Genomic DNA, 21,573 nt, shown 5'->3' on the forward strand with positions numbered 1-21,573 from the left:
GCCCGCCGCCGGTATCGGCGGCGGCTGCGGCGATACGACGTTCGTCGCGGCTCCAAGGCTGTGAGCCCGGCAATTCCAGGTGTCACGAGCAGCACTGCTCATCATCGAATCTGAGGAGAGTTCCATGCGTCTGACCAAGCATCCCATCACTCTTGCCGTCGCCAGCGCGATCGCACTCGCCACGGGCGCCGCGGCGGCAGCCGGTCCGGTGCAGCAGGCCCCTGTACTGCACGCGCCCGCCGACATCGACGGCGGTGCCCGGATCATCGTGAAGTACCGCGCAGGCACCGCGGAAGAGCGTGACGTGCAGCGCCGAGTCGCCTCGATGGGCTCGGCCGTGAACCGCGCCGGCGTGGTCCGATCGACCGCCGCACGTGGCAGCGTCCAGACCAGCGCCAAGCATCTGCGTCGCTCCGCCGTGGGCGCCGACGTGTTCACGCTGTCGCGCAGGCTCGACAAGACCGAGATGACGCGCCTGCTCGACGAAATCGCGGCCGATCCTTCGGTCGAGTTCGCCGAACTCGACCGTCGCGTGTATCCGCTGCTGACCCCCAACGATCCGCTGTATGCAACCTACCAGTGGAATTTCTTCAATCAGGCCGGCGGCGTGCGCGCGCCCGCGGCATGGGACGTCAACCGTGGCGCCGGTATCGTGGTGGCGGTGATCGACACCGGCATCCTGCCCGATCACCCCGACATGGCCGGCAATACGCTGGAAGGCTACGACTTCATCAGCGACGCGTTCGTGTCCCGTCGTCCGACCGACGAGCGGGTGCCCGGCGCATTCGACTACGGCGATTGGAATACCGATGCGGCCGAGTGCCGGGTGAGCAACAGTTCCTGGCACGGCACCCACGTCGCCGGCACGGTCGCCCAGGTCACCAACAACGCGCTCGGCGCCGCCGGTCTGGCGTACGAATCGAAGGTGCTGCCGATCCGCGCCCTCGGTCGCTGCGGCGGCTACACCTCGGACGTCGCCGACGCCATCGTCTGGGCCTCGGGCGGCAGCGTGCCGGGCGTGCCGGCCAATACCAATCCCGCCGAGGTCATCAACCTCAGCCTGGGCAGCGGGCAGACCTGTCCCTCGATCACCCAGCAGGCCGTGAACACCGCGACGGCGAACGGCAGCCTGGTGGTGGCCGCGGCCGGCAACAGCAACGCCAACGTCGCCAACTTCAGCCCGGCCAGCTGCAACAACGTCGTGGCCGTGGGCGCGACGCGGATCACCGGTGGGCGCGCCTCGTACTCCAACTACGGTGCCCGCATCGACCTCTCGGCGCCGGGTGGCGGCGGCAACGAGGATACCGGCAACGATGGCTGGGACGGCTTCATCCTGCAGGCCGTGTCCGCCAGTACCACGGCGCATGCCGGCACTTACAGCTACGGCGGCAAGGCGGGCACGTCGATGGCGTCGCCGCATGTCGCCGCCGTCGCGGCGATGGTGCAGAGCGCACTGGTCGAAGCCGGCCGCGACGCGCTGACGCCGTCCGAGCTGCGTAACCTGCTGGTCGAGTCGGCACGTCCGTTCCCGGTCACCATTCCCACCGCGACCCCGATGGGCAGCGGCATCCTCGACGCCAGGGCGGCACTGGACGCGGCGTTGGTCGAGCCCTGCGATCCCGCGGTCGAGGAATGCGCACCACCGGCCACGCCGGTCGTCAACCAGGTGCCGGTGCGCGGGCTGGCCGGCACCGGTGGCGACACGCTCTATGCGATCGACGTGCCGGCCGGCGTCAGTGGTCCGCTGAGCATCACCACCAGTGGCGGCAGCGGCGACGTCTCGCTGCACGTGAGTCGTGGTGAAGTGCCGTCGGCATCGGACTACGACTACCGCTCGATCCGTCCGGGCAACTCGGAAACCGTGCGCATCAACGCACCGGCCGCGGGCACGTACTACATCCTGCTGTCGGGGACGTACGGCAACGTCACGCTGCAGGCGCGCCACAACTGACCCGACGGGCCAGCGGCCGCAGGCCGTGACGCCCGCCCTGCACACCCACGGCCGTCGACGACGGTCGTGGGTGTTTTTGCATGCGCGCGCCGGACACCATGGCGTGCGAACGCCGACACGTCGCCGTCCACCCGTTCGATTGCACGCCCTCCGCCACGGCGCCTGGCGAGGCGGCACGCGCGGCAAACGCGCCGGCGCCTGCCGAGCCGGACTTCCCAATGGGTATCCGGGCGATCGGCGGATGGTCTTCGCGCCCTCGCGCCCTCGCGTCGGCGACAGCGTCGGGTCGGGGGCGTCTGTATGCGCCAGGGCCGTACTCGCCGACATGGTCCGCGCCGGTTGCTGGACGACGGATGGCGGCAGGCGCAGGCCTCAGGAAAGGAGTTCGCATCGCGGCGACAGCGGCGTTCCGCAAGCGCCGGGCGCGTGGCGGGGATGCCGTGCCGTCGATACGGACCGGGCGACGTCCCGCCCGCATCAGTGGCATGACGGTGGCGCTGTGCGCGTGCGCAGCGCCGCATCGATGGGTGTCACCCGCGCAGGCGCGAACGCCGCTAGCGGCGCCGCAGAGGACCGCGCTTCGCAGGGACGTGCGCGTGACGCGGTGACGATCTGGGATACTGTCCCGCCGTCGAGACCTTCGCCGCGCCCATGCCCAAGCCGTCCCGCTCGCGACGCGGTGCCACGCCGCAGACCCCGTTCCGCCGCCGCGGCGATGCCCCTCCGGTGCACGCCCAGTTGCGTGATGGCGAGGGTCACGTCCTCGCGGGCGCGCTGCTGCAGGACGGCGAATGGACCCTGGTGCTCGGCGGTACGCCGGTCGCGACCACGGCCAGCGCCGCAATGGCGATCGCGATGCTGCGCCACACCGCGGCCGTGCGGGCACAGGCCGGCGTGCGCACGCGGCTGGCCGTATCCAAGGCGCTGGATGCGGCCGCAAGCGCGGAAGCCGAGGCCGAGGGACGCACGCTGGCCGCCCATCTCGACTGGCTCGAGGCCGAGCGCCGCGTGCGCAACGCGCCCCCGCCGGCGATCAACTGACGCGGCGCACCGGCCTGCTGGGCCATGAACCCGTGGAGACCGCGTCGAAAGGCGTGGCGCGGCCACCGGTATCATCCGGCGGGTTCCTCCTTCGACACCTCCTGTCCATGCGCCGTGTCCGTTTCGCGTCCGTTCTGATCGCCCTCCCGCTCGCCGTGGCCCTGCTCGCCGGTTGCGGCCGCAACGCGCGCGCCGATCTGCCGTTCATGGGCGAGTCCTTCGACTCGGACGACACCTACTCGCGCATCTACGAGGTGCCGCCCGCCCAGGCCTGCGGGTCCGCGCGCCTGGCGCTGCTCGGGCAGGGCTACGCGGTCGGCAAGGCCAGCGACGATGCGGTCGAGGCGACCAAGAATTTCCAGCCCGAGGACGAGGTGCATACGCAGCTGTCGGTGCGCGTGTCCTGCGTGTCGCGCGGTAACGACCGCACGCTGCTGTTCGTCAGCGCGCTGCTCGACCGCTACGTGCTGCGCAAGAGTTCCAACTCCGCCAGCGTCGGTGTCGGCGGCATCGGCTCGCTGTCGCTGCCGGTCGGCAGCCGTGAGGATTCACTGGTGCGCACCGCCAGCAGCACCGTGCAGGACCGGGGGTTCTATCGGCGCTTCTTCGAGCGCGTGGGCTATTACGTGCCGGCGCCGAGCCCGCGCGACCGCACGCCGTCGGACGAAGAGATGCGCCGCGAAGATCCGCCGCCGGCGGACCTGAAAGCCGCGGACACCGAGCTGCCGTCGGCAGCCACACCGCTGCCGCGCTGATCCCGTTACGGGCGACACGAAGGCCGGGCGCGAGCACGCACCGTACCCGGCGCGCTCACCTGCTGCGCGCGCATCGTCGGCCCGCCCGGGCCTGCTAAAGTCCGACGCTCCGCTGTCGATGGAGTGGCCCTGCGTGAATGCAGTGCTCGATGCGTCCGATGCGTTGCCCGAAGCGCCCGAGGCGCGCATCGTCGCGCGATTGCGCGCGAGCGGCCGGCTCAAGGAGGTCGACCTGGCACGCGCCCAGCGCCTGCATGCCGAGGCCGGCGGCAGCCTGCTGACGCTGCTCGGCCGTCTGGGCCTGGTGTCCGAACGCGACCACGCCGAGGCCTGCGCCGCCGAACTCGACCTGCCACTGCTCGGCGCCAAGGCCGTGCCCGAGGCGCCGCCCGAACTGGTCGACGGTGCGCAGCCGGTGTCGGTGCGCTTCCTGCGCCAGTTCCACCTGCTGCCGATCGGCGAGCACCGCGGGCGCCTGCAGGTGTGGATGTCCGATCCGTTCGATGTCTACGCGCTCGACGCGGTGCGCCTGGCGACCGGCTGCGAGATCGCACCGGCCGTTGGCCTGCGCTCGGAGATCGACGACCTGATCGAGCGCTGGTACGGCCAGGGCCGCAGCGCGATGGGCACGATCGTCGAATCAGCCGATGGCGACGGCGGCGGTGATGTCGACGACGTGGAGCACCTGCGCGATCTGGCGTCCGAGGCGCCGGTGATCCGGCTGGTGAATCTGGTGATCCAGCGTGCGGTCGAACTGCGCGCATCCGACATCCACATCGAACCGTTCGAGAGCCGGTTGAAAGTGCGCTATCGCGTCGACGGCGTATTGATCGACGGCGAAAGCCCGCCGGTGAACCTGACCGCGGCGGTGATCAGCCGCATCAAGATCATGGCCCGCCTCAACATCGCCGAGCGCCGGCTGCCGCAGGACGGTCGCATCATGCTGCGCGTGCAGGGCAAGGAACTCGACCTGCGCGTGAGCACGGTGCCGACCGCGCACGGCGAGAGCGTGGTGATGCGTTTGCTCGACCGCGAGACGGTGGTGTTCGATTTCTACCGGCTCGGCTTCACCGACGAGTTCCTGCCGCAGTTCAACAAGGTCCTCGACCAGCCGCACGGCATCCTGCTGGTCACCGGCCCCACGGGTTCGGGCAAGACGACGACGCTCTACACCGCGCTGTCGCAGCTCAATACGCCGGACGTCAAGATCATCACCGTCGAGGATCCGGTCGAGTACCAGATCGAAGGCATCAACCAGATCCAGGCCAAGCCGCAGATCGGGCTCGATTTCGCCAACGCGCTGCGTTCGATCGTGCGCCAGGACCCGGACATCATCATGATCGGCGAAATGCGCGACCTGGAAACCGCACGCATCGCGATCCAGTCCGCGCTGACCGGCCATCTCGTGCTCAGCACGCTGCACACCAACAACGCCGCCGGCGGCATCACCCGCATGCTCGACATGGGTGTCGAGGATTACCTGCTGACGTCCACCATCAACGGCATTCTCGCCCAGCGCCTGGTGCGCAAGCTCGAGCCGACGCATCGCGTGCGCTATGCCGCATCGCCCGAGGAGATCGAACGCTTCGAGTTGCGGCGGTTTCAACCCGACGGCGAGATCGTGTTGTATCGACCGGGCCCGTCGGCCGTCGCGCCGACCGGGTATCTCGGCCGCACCACGATCGTCGAGTTCCTGGTCATGAACGACGCCCTGCGCCGCGCGGTGATGCGCCACGCCGGCATGGGCGAACTCGAACAGCTGGCCCGCGACTCGGGCATGCGCACGATGTACGAGGACGGCGTCCTCAAGGCGCTGCGCGGCGAGACGACGATCGAGGAAGTGCTGCGGGTGACGGAGGACGCGTGATGGGCTGCGCGCCGACACGAAATTCGCCGGATTCCCGCCTGCGCGGGTATGAGGGGGCATGGTCGGGGCGTACATGTTTCGGTCGCTTCGCAAATCGTCGTCATTCCCGCGCAAGCGTGAATCCACACCTCAAGGAAGAGGCCCACGGACATGGACAGACAGCCCTGTGTCTATCTGCTCGCAAGCGGCCGCAACGGCACTTTGTATCTCGGCGTCACATCGAACTTGGTGCAGCGTGTCTGGCAGCATCGGACGTCTGCAGTAGACGGCTTCAGCGCGCGCTACACCATCCATCACCTGGTCTGGTTCGAGCTGCACGAGACGATGGCGTCGGCGATCGGTCGCGAGAAGCGGATCAAGAAGTGGAACAGAGCTTGGAAGATCCGACTGATCGACGAAACGAATTCGTCATGGCGTGATCTCTGGCCTGACATCACGGAGCAAGTCCCAACCGCTAACGTCCTTGGATTCCCGCCTTCGCGGGAATGACGTTAGGAACAGGCCTCGTCATTCCCGCGAAGGCGGGAATCCATGGACGTAAAGCTCCACCTTAGACGAACGCGAAACTCATGACCCTCTACCGCTACAAGGCCCTCAACACCCGCGGTGAAGCGCTCGACGGCACGATGGATGCCGCCAGCGAGGCCGAGGTCGCGTTGCGCCTGCAGGAACAGGGGCATCTGCCGATCGAGGCGCGGCCGGCCAGCGAGGCGCGGGCGGTCGAGGACTGGAAGGCGCTGTTCAAGCCCAGACCCTTCGCGGGGCAGCGGCTGGTGCAGTTCACCCAGCAGCTGGCGACGCTGCTCAACGCCGGCCAGCCGCTGGATCGCGCGCTGACGATCCTGCTCGATCTGCCCGAGGAGCCGGAAGCCAAGCGCACGATCACCGAGCTGCGCGACGCGGTGCGCGGTGGCGTGTCGCTGTCGACCGCGCTCGAACGCCAGCACGGCACGTTCTCGCGGCTGTACGTCAACATGGTGCGCGCCGGCGAGGCGGGCGGCAGCCTCGAAGAGACGCTGCAGCGTCTCGCCGACTACCTCGAGCGCGCGCGCGCACTGCGCGGCCGCGTCATCAATGCATTGATCTATCCGGCGATCCTGATCGTCATGGTCGGCGCCTCGCTGCTGTTCCTGCTCGGCTACGTGGTGCCGCAGTTCGCCGCCATGTACGACAGCCTGGACGCCGAACTCCCGGTGTTCACCAAGATCGTGCTCGGCGCCGGCGAGTTCGTGCGCGACTGGTGGATCCTGCTGCTGGTGGTGCCGATCGTCGCGTTCTACGTGTTCTGGCTGAAGCTGCGCGACGCGACGTTCCGCGCCCGCTTCGATGCCTGGCTGCTCGAGCGCCGCATCGCCGGGCCGCTGGTCGCGCGTATCGAAACCGCGCGGCTCGCGCGCACGCTGGGCACGCTGCTGCGCAACGGCGTGCCGCTGATCACCGCGCTCGGCATCGGCCGTAACGTGCTCGGCAATCTCGCGCTGGCCGCGGACGTCGAGGCCGCCGAGGCCGAGGTCAGGAACGGTGTCGGCCTGTCCAGCGCGCTCGGCCGCAGCAAACGCTATCCGCGGCTGGCGGTGCAGATGATCCAGGTCGGCGAGGAATCGGGCGCGCTCGACACGATGCTGCTCAAGACCGCCGACACCTTCGACCAGCAGACCGCCACCTCGCTCGACCGCATGCTCGCCGCGCTGGTGCCGGCGATCACGATGCTGCTGGCCTTGGTGGTGATGGTGGTGATCCTGGCCGTGCTGGTGCCGATCTACGATCTGACCAGCGTGATCGGCTGACGCAGGGCAGGCGGCGGGCCGTGATTGTGTGACGCGTGTCTTGCGTCCGAATCGAGCGGTACGCGGTGCGCGTGCGCGCGCTGTCCGCCGGGCGCGCGGGCTGGACGAGGTTCATTCGCGCCCGGCATACAATCGGGCCATTCCCCCGAACGAGGCCGTCTCGATGCAGTCCACGCTCCGCTCGCGTTCTCCCGGTTCCCCGCGCACGGCGCAGGGTGGCTTCAGCCTGATCGAGATCATCCTGGTCGTGGTGCTGATCGGCGGCATCGTCGCGTTCGCCGCGACCCGCATCCTCGGCGGCGGCGATCGCGCGCGGGTGAACCTCGCCAAGGCGCAGGTGCAGACGCTGGCCGAGAAGGTGCATCAGTTCGAGATGGACACGGGCCGCCTGCCGAACGCGCTGGGCGACCTGGTCGTGCAGCCCGGCGATGCCGGCGGCTGGCTGGGGCCCTATGCCAAGGAGGCTGAACTGCGCGATCCCTGGAACATGCCGTACGAGTACCGCGCACCGGGCGAGCAGCAGCCGTTCGAGATCGTCAGTTTCGGCGCCGACCGCAAGCCGGGCGGCGAGAGCGTCAACGCCGACCTCCGCTACGAGTAAGGCGTCGCGCCGCGCGCGTGCGCGCCGTGGGCGGCGCTGGCGCGGTCGGCCCGGGGTGGTGCGGTGAGCGCGCGCGAAGATGCTAGATTCCGGGCTGTTTCCGCGCTCCGGAAGTCGCCGCGTCCGATGTCCCATCCTGCCGCCCGGGTTCGCGGGTTCTCGCTGCTGGAAGTGCTGCTGGTCGTCGGCCTGATCGCGGTGACCGGCGTGCTGGCCGCAGCCGCGATGGGTGGCGGCTTCGAACGCATCGCGTTGCAGTCGACCGCGAAGGAACTCGCCGCGCAGTTGCGCTACACCCGTGCGCAGGCGATCACGACCGGTGAGCCGCAGCAGTTCGCACTCGATCCCGCCGCGCGCACCTGGCGCGCGCCCAACGGACGCCACGGCACCATTCCCGATGCGCTGGAGATCGAGTTCACCGGCGCGCGCGAGACCCAGGACAGCGCGGATGAAGGCGCAATCGTGTTCTTCGCCGACGGCGCGGCCACCGGCGGGCGCATCCGCGTGCTGCTGCGCAGCGCCGCGTGGCAGATCGACGTGGCCTGGCTGACCGGCGAAGTGCGGCTGGCGCGCGCGGGCACGCCACCGTGAGCGCAGGCCTCGCGTCGCCACGGCGCATCGACCGCCAGCGCGGCTACACGCTGATCGAGGTCATCGTCGCATTCGCGGTGCTCGGGCTCGGGTTGATGCTGCTGCTCGGCACGCTGTCGAACGGCACACGCCAGGTGCGCTGGGCGGCCGAGTCGGGACGCGCCGCGCTGCATGCGCGTTCGCTGCTCGACGATGTGGGCATCGCGGTGCCGATCACGCCGGGGCAGTCGGCGGGCACGTTCGAGGACGGCCGCTACCGCTGGACGCTAGAGATCGCGCCGTTCGTTGATCCCGATGCGCCGCCCGCGCTGGCCGCGCCCGATGGCGACGGCCTGTTCGAACTGACCCTCGCGGTGGACTGGGGCGAGGCCGGGCCGCGCGAGCGCCTGCGCCTGCAGACGTTGCGCCTGCGCGCGCCGGATGCGGCGGCGATGGTCGTGCCATGAGCCGGCGCATGGGCGGGTTCACCCTGATCGAGGTGCTGCTGGCCACCGTGCTGCTCGCCGCGGGCCTGGCGCTGGCGCTGACGACGCTGCGCGCGGCCACGGTGACCGTCGAGCGCGGCGAGGCACTGGCCCAGCGCAGCGAACGCATGCGCGCGGTCGAGGGCTTCCTGCGCCGACGCATCGCCTCGGCCCAGCAGATCGCATTCGAGACCGACGAGGCCACCGGCCAGTCGCGTCTGTTCATCGGTGAACCGGCGCGCCTGCGCTTCGTGGCGGACCTGCCCAACTACCTCGGCCAGGGCGGCCCGCATCTGCACGACATCGCGGTGGACGAGGTCGACGGCCGCCAACGCCTCACCGTGGCCTTCGGCCTGGTGATGACCGGGCGCACGATCGAGGCCGACGATCCGCGCCCGCCGGAGCCACTGGTCGACGCGCTCGAGCAGGTGCGCTTCCGCTACCGCGGCTTCGACGAGACCGGCGCGCTCGGCGACTGGCAGGACCGCTGGGGGCCGGCGGCGCTGCCGTTGCAGGTCGAGATCACGCTCGCGACCGAGCGCGACGGCGCGTGGCCGCCGCTGCTGGTGACGCTGCCGCAGGGCACCGGCCAGCCGACGGCGCCGGAGCCGCTGCCATGAACGCGATGCGCGGCGCGGCGCTGCTGCTGGTGCTGTGGCTGATCACGCTGCTCGCGGCGCTGGTCGGCGCGTTCGCGCTGACCGCGCGGATCGAGAACCAGCAGGGCCGCCTGGTGAGCCGTGGACTCGTCGCCGACCAGGCCGCGCGTGCCGGGTTGGAATACGCGCTCACGCGCCTCGCGGCCGCCGATCCGGCCCTGCAGTGGCAACCCGACGGTCGGCCGTACGCGTGGCGCTTTCACGACGTCGATGTGGAACTGCGCATCGTCGACGAGACCGGCAAGGTGGATCTCAATGCGGCCGATGGCGAACTGCTGGCCGCGCTGGCACGCGCGGTCGGCGCCGAGCAGGCGACGGCGGTGCAGGTGGCCGGCGCCATCGTCGACTGGCGCGACGGCGACGATTTCGTGCAGGTGGCGGGCGGCGCCGAGTCCGCCGACTACGCCGCCGCCGGGCGCCCGTACGGGGCCAAGAACGCGCCGTTCGAGAGCGTCGCCGAAGTCGAGCAGGTGTTGGGGATGACGCCCGCGCTGTTCGAGGTGCTGGCGCCGCATCTGACGATCTACAGCCGCCTGCCGGCACCCGATCCGCAGTTCGCCGCCGTCGAGGTGTTGCAGGCGATGGGCGTGGAGGCCGATCCGGTGCTCGCCGCGCGCGCGGCCGGCGCGGCGCAGCTCGCCGGCGCGCTGCTGGGCGGCGGCAGCGGCACGTATAGTATCGACAGTCGTGCGCGCCTGGAGGAGGGCCGGAGCGCGCGTTTGCGGGCAGTCGTGAGGACCGGCGGAGGCGCCGTCCCGGGCACGGCCTACAGCGTGCTGCGTTGGGAGGAGGGAGCGTCACCACGATGATGTCCGCGACACCTGTATCGACCGGCGACGCGACGTCCGGCCGCCGTCGCGGCTGGCGCCCGGATGGCCAGCTGTCCCTGCGTCTCCGCACCGGCCTGAACTGGTGGGGCGCCGCCTTGGCGACCTGGCTGCCGGAGCGCGTGCGCGAACTCTTCGGCCTGGCCGGCCGCCGGCTGCTGCTGCAGCACGCGGACGGCGGCAGCGTCGCGCTGTCGCTGCACGAGGACGGCACTGAGCGCCCGCTGGCACAGGTGCCGGTCGCGTCGCTGGCGGCTGGGGACGGCGATCCGCTGGCCACGTTGCTGGCGCCGCGCGTCGCGGAAACCCCGCGCTGGCTGCTGCTGCCCGCGGACGCCGGCCTGCGCCGGCAGCTGGTCCTGCCCGCGGCTGCGGCCGACCGGCTGCGCGACGTGCTCGGGTTCGAGATCGACCGGCAGACGCCGTTCGCGGCGGCCGATGTGCGCTACGACCACCGTCTGATCGGCCGGCGCAGCGATGGCCAGCTGGATGTCGAACTGGTGGTCGTGCCACGCGCGCTGCTCGATGCCCGGCTTGCGGCGCTGGGTCCTTTGGCGCCGACCCTCGCCGGTGTGGATCTCGATGGCGAACACGGTCCACTGGGCATCAACCTCATCACCGACGCGCGCCGCCGCGAGGATCCGCAGCGCCGCTACCAGTGGCTGCTGGTCGCCGTGGCGGTGCTGTTCACCGCGTTCGCGCTGTGGCAGATCCGCGAGAACCGCGCCGCGGCGGCGGATGCGCTCGAGGCGCAGGTCGACGCCGAGGCCACGCGCGCGCGCGCCGCGTCGGCGCAGCGCCAGCAACTCACCGACCTGCGCGAGGGCATGGCCTTCCTGCAGGCCCAGCGCGCCGCGCGTCCGACCACGGTCGCCGTGCTCGACGAACTCGCACGGCGTCTGCCCGATTCCACATCGCTGGAAAAGGCCGCGATCGAGGGCGACCGCGTGCTGCTGATCGGGCTCAGCACCGAGGCCTCGGCGCTGGTCGGGTATCTCGAAGGCGCGCCGCTGTGGCGTTCGCCGGCGCTCGCCGGCGCGTTGCAGAACGATCCGCGCTCGCGTGCCGACCGGTTCACGCTGACCGCCGAACTGGTGCCGCCACCCGCCGTCGATGCGCAGGAGGCCGCCCGTGCGCCGGCCCCCTGACACCGTGTCCACGCGTGATCGCTGGCTTGCGCTCGCCCTGTTGCTGGGCGCGGTGCTGGTGGCGTATCTGGTGCTGGTGCATCCCTGGTTCACCCAGCCGATGCGCGCGCTGGGCGAGCGCATCGCCACGCTGCAGGAACGCGAACTGCGCATCCGCCGCGAACTCGACCAGGCACCGCAGGTCCGCGCGGCCCTCGAACAGGCGCGCGAGGCGATGACCGCGATGCCCGGCTTCATGCCCCAGGGCAGCGTCGAGCTGGCGACCGCGGCCCTGGTGCAGCGCCTCGAGCAGGCCGTGGTCGAAGCCAGTCCCGGCAACCGCAGTTGCGCGATCAGCAACCGCTCGCCGATGACCGGCGGCCGTGCCGAACGGTATCCGCGCGCCAGCGTTCAGGTGCGGCTGCGCTGCGGCAATCCCGAGCTGGCCGCGGTGCTGCATTCGCTGGAGACCGGCACGCCTCGGCTGTTCGTCGACAATCTCAACATTCTCAGCCAGCGGCACACGGTGGCCGCCGGCGCGGCCAGCGGCGGGGTCGACGTGAGCTTCGACCTGTCGGGCTACGTGCTGCCGCCCGCGGGCACGGGAACACCTGCCGGCGCAGCGGCGTCCGCGGCGACTGCAGGAGGGCGCGATGCGGATTGAAGCCGCCAATGCGCGCACCTGGCTGGCCGCGGCGGTCGCCGGTTGGGCACTGCTGGTCTGGGGCCTCGCGCTCGCGGGCCTCGGTGGGCGCATCGGGGCGATCGCCGACGACGGAGCGGCCGCGGCGCCGCTGGCGGCCGCGATTCCGGCACCGGGCGCGGCGGCGCCGCTGTCGCGCTATTCCGAAGTGGCGACGCGTCCGTTGTTCTCCGGCGACCGGCGCCCGCATCCGTTCTTCATCGATCCCAACGACGCAGGCGAGGGCGCCTCGGCGGGTTTCGACTACGTGCTCACCAGCGTGCTGCGCACGCCGGATTTCGCGATGGCGATCCTGCAGCCCGCGGGCGGCGGCGAATCGATCCGTCTGCGGGTCGGCGAGGCGCCGCCGGAGGCTTCGAACTGGGCGCTCGATTCGGTCGACGCGCGCAGTGCGGTGTTCGTCGGGCCCGAAGGGCCGCGCACGCTGGAACTGCGCGTCTACGACGGTGTGGGCGGGCAGCCGCCGACGCCGATGCGTGCGCCGGTCGCCGCATCGGCCGATCGCGCGCAGGCCGACACCGGCGGCGGGCGAAATCGCGCGATGCCGGCGCAGCAGCAGCAGGCCGCGCCACGCGCGGCGCCACCCACCCGCGCGGGCAGCGCGGCCGCTTCGACGGCCGAGGCCCAGCCGCCGCAAGCACCCGCTGCAGCGATGGATCCCGCACAGCCTGCAACCGACGCGGCCGGCCCGTCCGAGGCCCAGGTCGAAGCGATCCGCCGCCGCATCGAGGAGCGCCGCGCCCGGCTGCAGCAGGAACGCGCCACCGGCGGCACGTCGCGATGACCCCACGCCTGCGCCTGCTGCCTCCATCCGCTGCGCGCGCGGCCTCCGCCACGGACGGTGCCTCGTGCGCCGCAGGCCCTAGACTCCAGTCGATGAAGCCTTCGATGACCCCATCCCTGTCTCTTCGTGCGATCGCGTTCGGTACCGGTCTCGCCTTGCTCGCCGGCTGCGCCACCACGCCCACGCCAACGGTGCGCCGCAACGCCCAGTTGCCGGTCGATGCGGGTGCGAACGCCGACCCCGATGCACCGGTGGTGCGCAGCCAGATCCTGGTCGATGACGAGGATCGCCCGCGCCCGCAGATCCGCCGCGGCACCGGCACCGTGATCAACCGCGGCGCGGCGGCAGCGCCCGCGCCGTCGCTCGGTGGCGGCACCACGGGCCAGGCCTCGTTCAATTTCGAGGGCGAATCGGTGCACGCGGTCGCCAAGGCGATCCTCGGCGACATGCTCGGCCAGAACTACGTCATCGCGCCCGAAGTGCAAGGCACGGTGACGCTGGCGACGCCGCAGCCGGTGAGCCCGGCCCAGGCGCTGAGCCTGCTGGAGATGGTGCTGGGCTGGAACAACGCCCGCATGATCTACAGCGACGGCCGCTACAACATCGTGCCGGCCGACACCGCGCTGGCGACCGGCACCGTCGCGCCGCGCACCGGCAGCACCGGTGCCGCGCGCGGCTTCGAGGTCCGCACCGTGCCGCTGCGTTACATCTCGGCGACCGAGATGGAGAAGGTGCTTGAGCCCTACGCGCGTCCGAACGCGATCGTCTCCGCCGACAACGCACGCAACGTCATCACGATTTCCGGCAGCCGCTCCGAACTCGACAACTACTTGCGCACGATCGAGATCTTCGACGTCGACTGGCTGTCGGGCATGTCGGTCGGCGTGTTCCCGCTGCAGTCGGGCAAGGCCACGCAGGTGGTCGCCGATCTGGAGAAGGTGTTCGGCCAGGACAGCGAATCGCCGGTTTCGGGCATGTTCCGCTTCATGCCGCTGGAAGGCGCGAACGCGGTGCTGGTGATCACACCGCAGGCCGATTACCTCGGCGAGATCCAGCAGTGGCTCGAGCGCATCGACAACGCCGGCCAGGAACCGCGGCTGTTCTCCTACGAGCTTAAGTTCATCAAGGCCCGCGAGCTCGCGCAGCGGCTGGGGGAGGTCTTCGGCGCCGGCACCGGCAGCAGCGCGCAGGGCAGCGCCTCGCTGGCGCCGGGCGCGACCGGCAATACGCTGCGCAGCGGCGGGCTCGGCGCGCAGTCGGGAAGCCAGAGCGGATTCGACAGCGGTTCGGGCGGGCTCGGCAGCAGCGGCGGCGGCACGGGCCGCGGGCGCGGCAGCGCCGGCGGTGGCGACATCGGCCAGATGCAGCTCAACGAAAGCCAGGACGGGCCGGGCAGCGTGACCCTGGAGGTCGAGGGCGCGCGGGTCGGCGTGTCGGCGGTCGACGAGACCAATACGCTGCTGGTGCGCACGTCGCCCGCGGCCTGGCGCTCGATCCGCGACGTGGTCGAACGGCTCGACGTGATGCCGGCGCAGGTGCACATCGAAGCGCAGGTGGTCGAGGTCACGCTGAGCGGCGCGCTCGAATACGGCGTGCAATGGTTCATCGAGCGCGCGGCCACCGACAACGGTTTCCCGAGTCTGTCGCTCGCCGACAATCCGCTGTTGCCGCGCAGCTGGAGCACGCTCGGCGCGAGCATCGGTGGCGCTGCGGGGGCCGGCGCGCAATGGACGCTGTTCCGCAACGACGCCGCGGCGATCATCGATGCGCTCGACCAGGTCAGCGACGTGCAGATCCTGCAGTCGCCGTCGGTGTTCGTGCGCAACAACGCGATGGCCGAGTTTAATGTCGGCGCGAGCATCCCGATCTCCACCACGAGCTTCAATCCAGTCCTCGGCGACAGCCAGTACACCCAGGTGCAGTACCTGGAGACCGGCACGATCCTCAAGGTGCGGCCCCGTGTGACTCGCGACGGCATGGTGTTTCTCGACATCGTGCAGGAAGTCAGTTCGCCCGCACCTGCCAGTACCGCGGACGCCCAGGGCAACGTGCGCATCGACACGCGACGGCTGAAGACCGAAGCGGCGGTGCAGGCCGGTGAGACGGTGATGCTGGCCGGTCTGATCCGCGACGAGGTCGGCCGCTCGTCGACCGGTCTGCCGGGGCTCTCGCGGATCCCGGTGATCGGTGGCCTGTTCGGCAGCCAGCGTTCGAGTACGGGGCGCAGCGAGGTCGTCGTGCTGCTGACGCCGACGATCGTGCGCAATCCGCAGGAAGCGCGGCAGCTGACCGACGAGTACGGCCGCCGCTTCCGGGCGATGCAACCGCTGCAGCGTCCACAGGACTGAGGTGGGCGCGCAGGGGGAGCCGCCGCATGGCTGAGTTGCCGGTCGTGGTGTTGCCGGTCGGGCACGACGACGACGCGCTCGACGCGTGTCTCGCCGCGCTCGATGCCGGCACGCCGGCGGGCGCGCGCGTCTGGCTGGCCGACGACGCCCGCATCGGGCCGCGCGGCGCGGCGATCGTGCAGCGTTGGCTGGCGAACACGCCGCTGCAGGCCGACTACACCTGCCGCGCGCGCGGTATTGGCGAAGTCGCGCATCTGGACGACGTGCTGCGCGCCTGTGGGGATGTCGACGTCGTGGTGCTGGCGCCCGATGCGATTCCGTTGCCCGGCTGGCTGCTGCAGCTGTCGGCCTGCTTCGCGCGCGATGCCTCGATCGCCACCGCAACACCCTGGTGCAATGCCGGTGAGGCGGCGTCGTGGCCGCGGATCGGCGAGATCAATGCTGGCCCCGAGGACGGCGCGCGACTCGCCGAGGCCTGCCGCCAGCTGGCGCCGCTGCATCCCGAACTGCCGGCCGCGGTCGGCCACGCGGTGATGCTGCGCGGCAATGCGCGGCGCAAGGCCGGTGGTCTCGACGCGTCGAGCTACGCCTCGTGGTACGCCGCGCTGATCGACCTGTCGCTGCGCATGGGTGGGCTCGGCTGGCGCAACGCGCTGTGCGAGACGGCGTTCGTCGCGCGCGGCGGCGAAGGCGGCCCGGCGGACGGCGACATGGACGCGCTGGCGGTGCGCTGGCCGGCCTGGCATTCGCGGCTGGCGACGTTCCTGATGGCGGATCCGCTGTACGCGAGCCGGCAATCGCTGGTGCGCCGGTATGCCGCGCTCGAAAACGCGCCTGCGCAGCATCAGCTGTTTCCCGGAGGCGAGACAGGCGCCGCCGATGCGGACGATCACGACGCCGACAGCCGCGGGCCCGACGTGCACGCAGGCCATCCCGCCGCGGGGCCGGACGTGGTCACTCGCGTGCACACCGCAGAAGACCTCGACCGATGACCGCGGCCGCGCCGGACGCGAGGGCGGGCATCGTCGCCGTCGTCGTCAGCTACCAAAGCGGCAGCACGATCGAGGCCTGCCTGGCCCGGCTGCGCGTCGCGACGGGGGTCACCCAGATCCGCGTCGTCGACAACGGCTCCACCGATGCCACGCTGACCATCGTGCAGCGGCATGCCTCGCTCGATCCGCGCGTGCACTTCATCGCCAATCCCGACAATCCGGGCTTCGCGGTCGCCTGCAACCAGGGCGCGCGCGATGCCGACGCGCCGTGGATCGCGTTCGTCAATCCGGACTGCCTGGTGGATGCCGACACGCTGTCGCGGCTGCGCGCGCATGCCGGGGCGCTCGGCGTCGACAGCCTGCTCGGGACCGACCTCGTCGGCGAGGACGGCGTGCACGATCCGGCGGCCCGCCGGCGTGATCCCGATTTCGCCGCGATGCTGCGTCGCGGCTCGGCGCGCGACCTCTCGCTGCCGCGCGACCCCGCGCAGGCCCTGCAGCGCGTCGACGCCGTCTCGGGCGCGATGATGCTGCTGCCGCGGCCCCTGTTCGAGCGCATCGACGGCTTCGATACGGGCTATCGCCTGCATGCCGAGGACCTGGACCTGTGCCGGCGCGCGCGCGGGGCCGGGGCGGTCGTCGCCGTGGCCAACGACATCGTCGTGGCCCACGCGCGCGGGGTCTCCAGCCGGTCGCGCCCGGTGTTCGTCGAATGGCACAAGCACCGCGGCCTGTGGCGTTACTTCCGCCGGTTCGAGTCGCCCCGGCGTGCGTGGCCGGTGCGGGCCGCGGTGTGGGCGATGGTCTGGCTGCGGTTTCCGGTCGCGGCGCTGCGCGCGGCGGCGCGCGCGGCCGGCTGAGCCGGGTTCGAAACTGCGACTGCGTTGGCAAAGCGGACGATCCGCTGCACCTCGGGTTTACCCGGATGCCGAAAACCCCCGCGTCCTCTGTAGGCTTGGCGCCGGGGAAACAGCGCCATCGAATCGGGGAACCTGCATGTCCAGAATTGCGTGGGCGTCGTTGACGCTCGTGGCCGTGATGCTGTCCGCCTGCGGCGGAGGCGGGAGCGACGATTCCGCGGCCGCACCGGCGCCCGGTGCGCCACCGCCGACGACCCCGGCGCCCGGTGCGCCGCCTCCGGCGCCTGCGTTCACACCCATTCCCGCCAGCGACGCCGAAGCCGCGCGTTTCCTGGTCCAGGCGACCTTCGGCCCCACGCGCACCGACATCGCGCGGCTGCGGCAGATCGGCTATTCGGCGTGGATCGACGAGCAGCTCGATCCGGCGCGCACGCCGGTCACGCTGGTGGCGCCCCACATCCTGTCGATCCCGGTGGCGCAGCTCAATTACGCCGAGCGCCGCAACTACTGGCTCTGGCAGGCGACCACCAAGCCCGACCAACTGCGCATGCGCATGGCCTTCGCGCTCAGCGAGATCCTCGTGGTCTCCGACCGCGACTACAACACGGCCAACTTCGGGCGCATCAGCGATTACCAGGACATGCTGGCGCGCGGTGCGTTCGGGCGCTACCGCCAGCTGCTGGAGCAGGTCACGTTGCACCCCTCGATGGGGCTCTACCTGAGCCACATGTCGAACCGCAAATCGACCAGCTACACCAACGGCCAGGGGGTGCGGGTCACCATCGTGCCTGACGAGAACTACGCCCGCGAACTGATGCAGCTGTTCTCGATCGGCCTGGTCGAACGCAACCGGGACTTCAGCCCGCGGCTCGATACCCAGGGGCGCCCGATTCCCAGCTACGACCAGGAGGTCGTCAAGGGCATGGCGCGCGTGCTCACCGGCTGGACCTGGCCGGGCAATACCCGCGACACGTTCTGGCGCTGGGGCGCGGACAACGAGGCGCGGCCGATGACCTGCGTGCCCGAGTTCCATGACGAGCAGCCGAAGACGATCTTCAACGGCATCGTCATCAACGAGGGCAGCAACTGCGCGGCAAGCCTGGCCAAGATGCTCGATGCGCTGTCGGCGCATCCCAATGTCGCGCCGTTCGTCAGCCGGCAGCTGATCCAGCGTTTCGTCACCAGCAACCCGAGCCCGCAGTACATCGCGCGTATCGCCGATGTCTGGACCGGCAGCGGCGGCGACCTGGGCCGGGTGATCAAGGCGATCCTCCTCGACGTCGAGGCGCGGGTGCCGCCGGCGGCGGACAACGCGGCCTATGGCAAGGCGCGCGAGCCGCTGCTGCAGCTCACCGCGCTGTGGCGGGCCTTCGACGCGCGCTACGTCCCGCGTGCCGACGGCCAGTACTACTTCGGCTTCTCCAACTCCTGGGATTTCGCCACCAGCCTGGCCCAGGATTCGCTGCGCGCGCCGTCGGTCTTCAATTTCTTCGAACCCGACTACCGCCTGCAAGGCGCGAACGGCGTCGCCGGGCTGTATGCGCCTGAGCTGCAGCTCTACAACGAGGCCACGTTCGCCAGCGTGTTCAACCAGCTCGACTCCGCGGGCTGGGCGCAGTTGCAGGACGCGCCGCCGACCGCCAACACGCCGGCGCCGGTGCTCGACATCCGCCCGCTGCTCACGCTGGCCCAGCAGGACAACCATGGCGCCATGGTCGACCAGGTCAATACCTTGCTGCTGGCCGGCGCACTGACCGCCGACAACCGCGCCACGATGGTGCAGATGCTCGATCGACTGCGCACGGAGCGGCGGCCCGCGGATGAGCGCGTGCGTTCGCTGGTGCAGCTCGCCGTCGCCTCCCCCGAATTCGTCATCCAGCGCTGAGGCCACGATGGACACTCATTCCCGCAATTCGCGCCGCCAGTTCATCGCGCGGCTGGGCACGCTGCTCGCCGGTGGCGCGGCGGTGGCCACGTTGCCGCAGCTCGAACTCGTGGGCCGCGCGCTGGCGGCATCGCCGGCCGCGACGCCCGGCTACCGCGCGGCGGTCTGCATCTTCCTGCTCGGCGGCAACGACTCGTTCAACATGCTGGTGCCGCACGTGCGCGAAGAGCACGACGTCTACCTCGCCAGCCGCGGCGGCGTGTACAACGCCAGCAGCAATTCCCAGGGACTGGGCCTGGCGCGCGACGCGCTGGTGCAGGTGACCGACACCGCCGGCAAGACCTGGGGCCTGCATCCGTCATGCGCGCCGCTCAAGCCGCTGTTCGATCGCGGCGAACTCGGCTTCATGGCCAACGTGGGCACCCTCGTCCAGCCGGTCACGAAGACCGAATACCTCGCGCGCAGCCGGCGCCTGCCGCAAGCGCTGTATTCGCACAACGACCAGCAGCGGCTGTGGATGCGCGGCGAATCGGAGCTGGCGAGTTCCACCACGGGTTGGGGCGGTCGTTGCGCCGACCGGCTTGAGTTCGCCAACGCCGGCGGGCTCGCGACGTTGCCGCCGACGATCTCGCTGTCGGGCAACAACCTGTTCCAGACCGGCAGCGCGACCACGCCCTACGGCATGGGCAGTGGCGGACCGGTCGCGCTGCGCCGCTTCACCAGCACCACCAATGCGGCCGAGCGCATCCGCCGCGAGGCACTGGAAGCGATGCTCGCGCGCAGCTACACCCCGATCATGCAGGACCACTATGCGGTGCTCGGCGAGGGCACCATGCAGATCAGTGACACGCTGCGCGCCGCGCTCGATCCCGCGAACGGCGGCGAGATCACCACCGCGTTTCCCGCGAACGAAAGCCTGGCCTCGCAGCTGCGGATGATCGCGCGGATGATCAAGGCCAGCCGGGGCAGCGCGATCAATCATTCGCGACAGATCTACTACGCCACGCTCGGCGGCTTCGACACCCACGACAACCAGATGGCCGAAGGCAGCCATGCGCGCCTGCTGGCACGCCTGAGCGAAGGCCTGTCCGCGTTCCGCGATGCGCTGGCCGAAGTGGGCGCGCTCAACGACGTGGTCACGTTCACGATGAGCGATTTCGGACGCACCCTCAACAGCAACGGCAACGGCACCGACCATGCCTGGGGCGGCGTGCAGCTGATGATGGGCGGCGCGTCGACCGCCGGTGGCCCGCTGCGCGGGCGCCGCGTGCACGGTGCGTATCCGCTGCTCGAGCTCGACGGGCCGCAGGCGGTCGAGCGGGGCCGCATGATTCCCACCACGTCGACCAACCAGTTCAGCGCCACGTTCGCGCGCTGGCTCGGCGTGCCGGACAGTGATCTGGCGACGGTGTTCCCGGGTCTCGGCAACTTCGACCGGCCGGTGCTCGACTTCCTCGGCTGAGCTGTTCCGCCCTGCAGTGCCGGGCGGGCCTCAGCGGTGGCGGTTGATCGCGTCGCGCAAGGTGAGCGCCTCGCGCGCGGCGGCGTCGGCGTAGTCGTCGCCATTCGACGCGTAGAGGATCGCGCGCGAGGAGCTGACCATCAGGCCGGTGCCGTCGGCGGTCTTTGCATGCGTGACCACCGCTTCGACATCACCGCCCTGCGCGCCGACACCCGGCACCAGAAACGGCATGTCGCCGACGATCGCGCGCACTTCGCGCAGCTGTTCGGGCCAGGTCGCGCCGACGACCAGCGACACGTTGTCGTGGCCGTTCCAGTCGCGTGCGATGGTCTCGGCGACATGCTGGTACAGCGGCCGCGTGGCGCCTGTGTGGGCGACCGGCAGGTCCTGCAGATCGGCCGCACCCGGATTCGACGTGCGGCAGAGGATCACGACGCCCTTGTCGGCGCGGTCGAGGAAGGGCTGCACCGAGTCGCGGCCGAGGTAGGGGTTCACCGTCACCGCGTCGGCGTCGAAGCGCTCGAACGCCTCGGCGACATAGCGCTGCGCGGTGCTGCCGATGTCGCCGCGCTTGGCGTCGAGGATCACCGGCACGCCCGGGTGCGTGGCGTGCAGATGCGCGATCAGCCGCTGCAGCGCATCTTCGGCGCCGAGGGCTGCGAAGTGCGCGATCTGCGGCTTGAACGCGCAGGCGAATTCAGCGGTCGCATCGGCGATGTCGCGGCAGAACGCGAATACCGCATCGGGATCATTCGCGAAACGTGCCGGAAACTTCGCCGGTTCGGGGTCAAGACCGACGCAGACCAGCGTGTCGGCGGACTGCCAGCGCGCACGCAGCGCCTGCATGAAGGTGTGCGTCATGGAGCGGC

General features: G+C 70.8%; 19 protein-coding genes and 1 pseudogene. 19 read left to right on the forward strand and 1 reads right to left on the reverse strand.

Annotated features, from left to right (window positions below; all coding sequences use genetic code 11):
* Positions 1-124 precede the first annotated feature (124 nt).
* From ACF3M1_RS02990 to ACF3M1_RS03080, 19 genes and pseudogenes are all read left to right on the forward strand, one after another.
* Positions 125-1,951 (forward strand): S8 family peptidase, encoded by a 1,827-nt coding sequence (locus tag ACF3M1_RS02990; RefSeq protein ID WP_394003803.1) that lies wholly within the window; start codon positions 125-127, stop codon positions 1,949-1,951.
* A gap of 651 nt (positions 1,952-2,602) precedes the next feature.
* A complete protein-coding gene (locus tag ACF3M1_RS02995; RefSeq protein ID WP_394003805.1) occupies positions 2,603-2,992 on the forward strand; it encodes a hypothetical protein in 390 nt (129 codons plus the stop codon).
* A gap of 107 nt (positions 2,993-3,099) precedes the next feature.
* Positions 3,100-3,747 (forward strand): DUF2242 domain-containing protein, encoded by a 648-nt coding sequence (locus ACF3M1_RS03000; protein ID WP_394003807.1) that lies wholly within the window; start codon positions 3,100-3,102, stop codon positions 3,745-3,747.
* A gap of 133 nt (positions 3,748-3,880) precedes the next feature.
* Positions 3,881-5,614 (forward strand): type II secretion system ATPase GspE, encoded by a 1,734-nt coding sequence (gene gspE, locus ACF3M1_RS03005; RefSeq protein ID WP_394003809.1) that lies wholly within the window; start codon positions 3,881-3,883, stop codon positions 5,612-5,614.
* Between the two features lie 150 nt (positions 5,615-5,764).
* Positions 5,765-6,103 carry a GIY-YIG nuclease family protein gene (locus tag ACF3M1_RS03010; protein ID WP_394003811.1) on the forward strand — a complete coding sequence of 113 codons (339 nt, stop codon included), beginning with the start codon at positions 5,765-5,767 and terminating at the stop codon, positions 6,101-6,103.
* 80 nt (positions 6,104-6,183) lie between these two features.
* Positions 6,184-7,401, forward strand: a complete 1,218-nt coding sequence (locus tag ACF3M1_RS03015) for a type II secretion system F family protein (RefSeq protein WP_394003813.1) — start codon at positions 6,184-6,186, stop codon at positions 7,399-7,401.
* A 163-nt stretch (positions 7,402-7,564) separates the two neighbouring features.
* Entirely contained in the window at positions 7,565-8,002 is a 438-nt protein-coding gene (gspG, locus tag ACF3M1_RS03020; RefSeq protein WP_394003815.1) for a type II secretion system major pseudopilin GspG, read from the forward strand.
* Positions 8,003-8,128: 126 nt separating this feature from the next.
* The gene (locus ACF3M1_RS03025) at positions 8,129-8,593 is read left to right on the forward strand and encodes a GspH/FimT family pseudopilin (RefSeq protein ID WP_394003817.1); all 465 of its coding nucleotides are present in this window, start codon (positions 8,129-8,131) and stop codon (positions 8,591-8,593) included.
* A 26-nt stretch (positions 8,594-8,619) separates the two neighbouring features.
* Positions 8,620-9,039, forward strand: coding sequence for a prepilin-type N-terminal cleavage/methylation domain-containing protein (locus ACF3M1_RS03030; RefSeq protein ID WP_394005156.1), 420 nt, complete (start codon positions 8,620-8,622; stop codon positions 9,037-9,039).
* Positions 9,036-9,677: a prepilin-type N-terminal cleavage/methylation domain-containing protein gene (locus ACF3M1_RS03035; protein ID WP_394003819.1), complete on the forward strand. Its 642-nt coding sequence runs from the start codon at positions 9,036-9,038 to the stop codon at positions 9,675-9,677. The genes ACF3M1_RS03030 and ACF3M1_RS03035 overlap by 4 nt, the downstream gene beginning before the upstream one ends.
* Positions 9,674-10,525: a general secretion pathway protein GspK gene (locus tag ACF3M1_RS03040; RefSeq protein WP_394003821.1), complete on the forward strand. Its 852-nt coding sequence runs from the start codon at positions 9,674-9,676 to the stop codon at positions 10,523-10,525. Before ACF3M1_RS03035 ends, ACF3M1_RS03040 begins: the two co-directional genes overlap by 4 nt.
* On the forward strand, positions 10,525-11,691 hold the full coding sequence (locus ACF3M1_RS03045; RefSeq protein WP_394003823.1) for a PilN domain-containing protein: 1,167 nt from the start codon (positions 10,525-10,527) through the stop codon (positions 11,689-11,691). The genes ACF3M1_RS03040 and ACF3M1_RS03045 overlap by 1 nt, the downstream gene beginning before the upstream one ends.
* The gene (gene gspM / locus ACF3M1_RS03050; RefSeq protein WP_394003825.1) at positions 11,657-12,334 is read left to right on the forward strand and encodes a type II secretion system protein GspM; all 678 of its coding nucleotides are present in this window, start codon (positions 11,657-11,659) and stop codon (positions 12,332-12,334) included. Before ACF3M1_RS03045 ends, gspM begins: the two co-directional genes overlap by 35 nt.
* Positions 12,324-13,157: a hypothetical protein gene (locus ACF3M1_RS03055; protein ID WP_394003827.1), complete on the forward strand. Its 834-nt coding sequence runs from the start codon at positions 12,324-12,326 to the stop codon at positions 13,155-13,157. Before gspM ends, ACF3M1_RS03055 begins: the two co-directional genes overlap by 11 nt.
* A 104-nt stretch (positions 13,158-13,261) precedes the next feature.
* Positions 13,262-15,505: a type II secretion system secretin GspD gene (gene gspD, locus ACF3M1_RS03060; protein WP_394003829.1), complete on the forward strand. Its 2,244-nt coding sequence runs from the start codon at positions 13,262-13,264 to the stop codon at positions 15,503-15,505.
* A gap of 26 nt (positions 15,506-15,531) precedes the next feature.
* Positions 15,532-16,359, forward strand: a pseudogene (locus tag ACF3M1_RS03065) (glycosyltransferase family 2 protein); the annotation flags it as partial.
* A 134-nt stretch (positions 16,360-16,493) separates the two neighbouring features.
* Positions 16,494-17,357, forward strand: a complete 864-nt coding sequence (locus ACF3M1_RS03070) for a glycosyltransferase family 2 protein (RefSeq protein WP_394003831.1) — start codon at positions 16,494-16,496, stop codon at positions 17,355-17,357.
* Between the two features lie 136 nt (positions 17,358-17,493).
* The gene (locus ACF3M1_RS03075) at positions 17,494-19,242 is read left to right on the forward strand and encodes a DUF1800 family protein (RefSeq protein ID WP_394003833.1); all 1,749 of its coding nucleotides are present in this window, start codon (positions 17,494-17,496) and stop codon (positions 19,240-19,242) included.
* 7 nt (positions 19,243-19,249) lie between these two features.
* Complete coding sequence (locus tag ACF3M1_RS03080) at positions 19,250-20,704, forward strand: DUF1501 domain-containing protein (protein WP_394003835.1); 1,455 nt, start codon at positions 19,250-19,252, stop codon at positions 20,702-20,704.
* A gap of 30 nt (positions 20,705-20,734) precedes the next feature.
* On the opposite strand, the gene pyrF is transcribed toward ACF3M1_RS03080, so the two are convergent.
* Positions 20,735-21,565 carry an orotidine-5'-phosphate decarboxylase gene (pyrF, locus tag ACF3M1_RS03085; RefSeq protein WP_394003837.1) on the reverse strand — a complete coding sequence of 277 codons (831 nt, stop codon included), beginning with the start codon at positions 21,563-21,565 and terminating at the stop codon, positions 20,735-20,737.
* Positions 21,566-21,573: the final 8 nt, after the last annotated feature.

The sequence above is a fragment of the Luteimonas sp. WGS1318 genome, from assembly GCF_043187535.1.
Classification (GTDB): Bacteria; Pseudomonadota; Gammaproteobacteria; order Xanthomonadales; family Xanthomonadaceae; genus Luteimonas.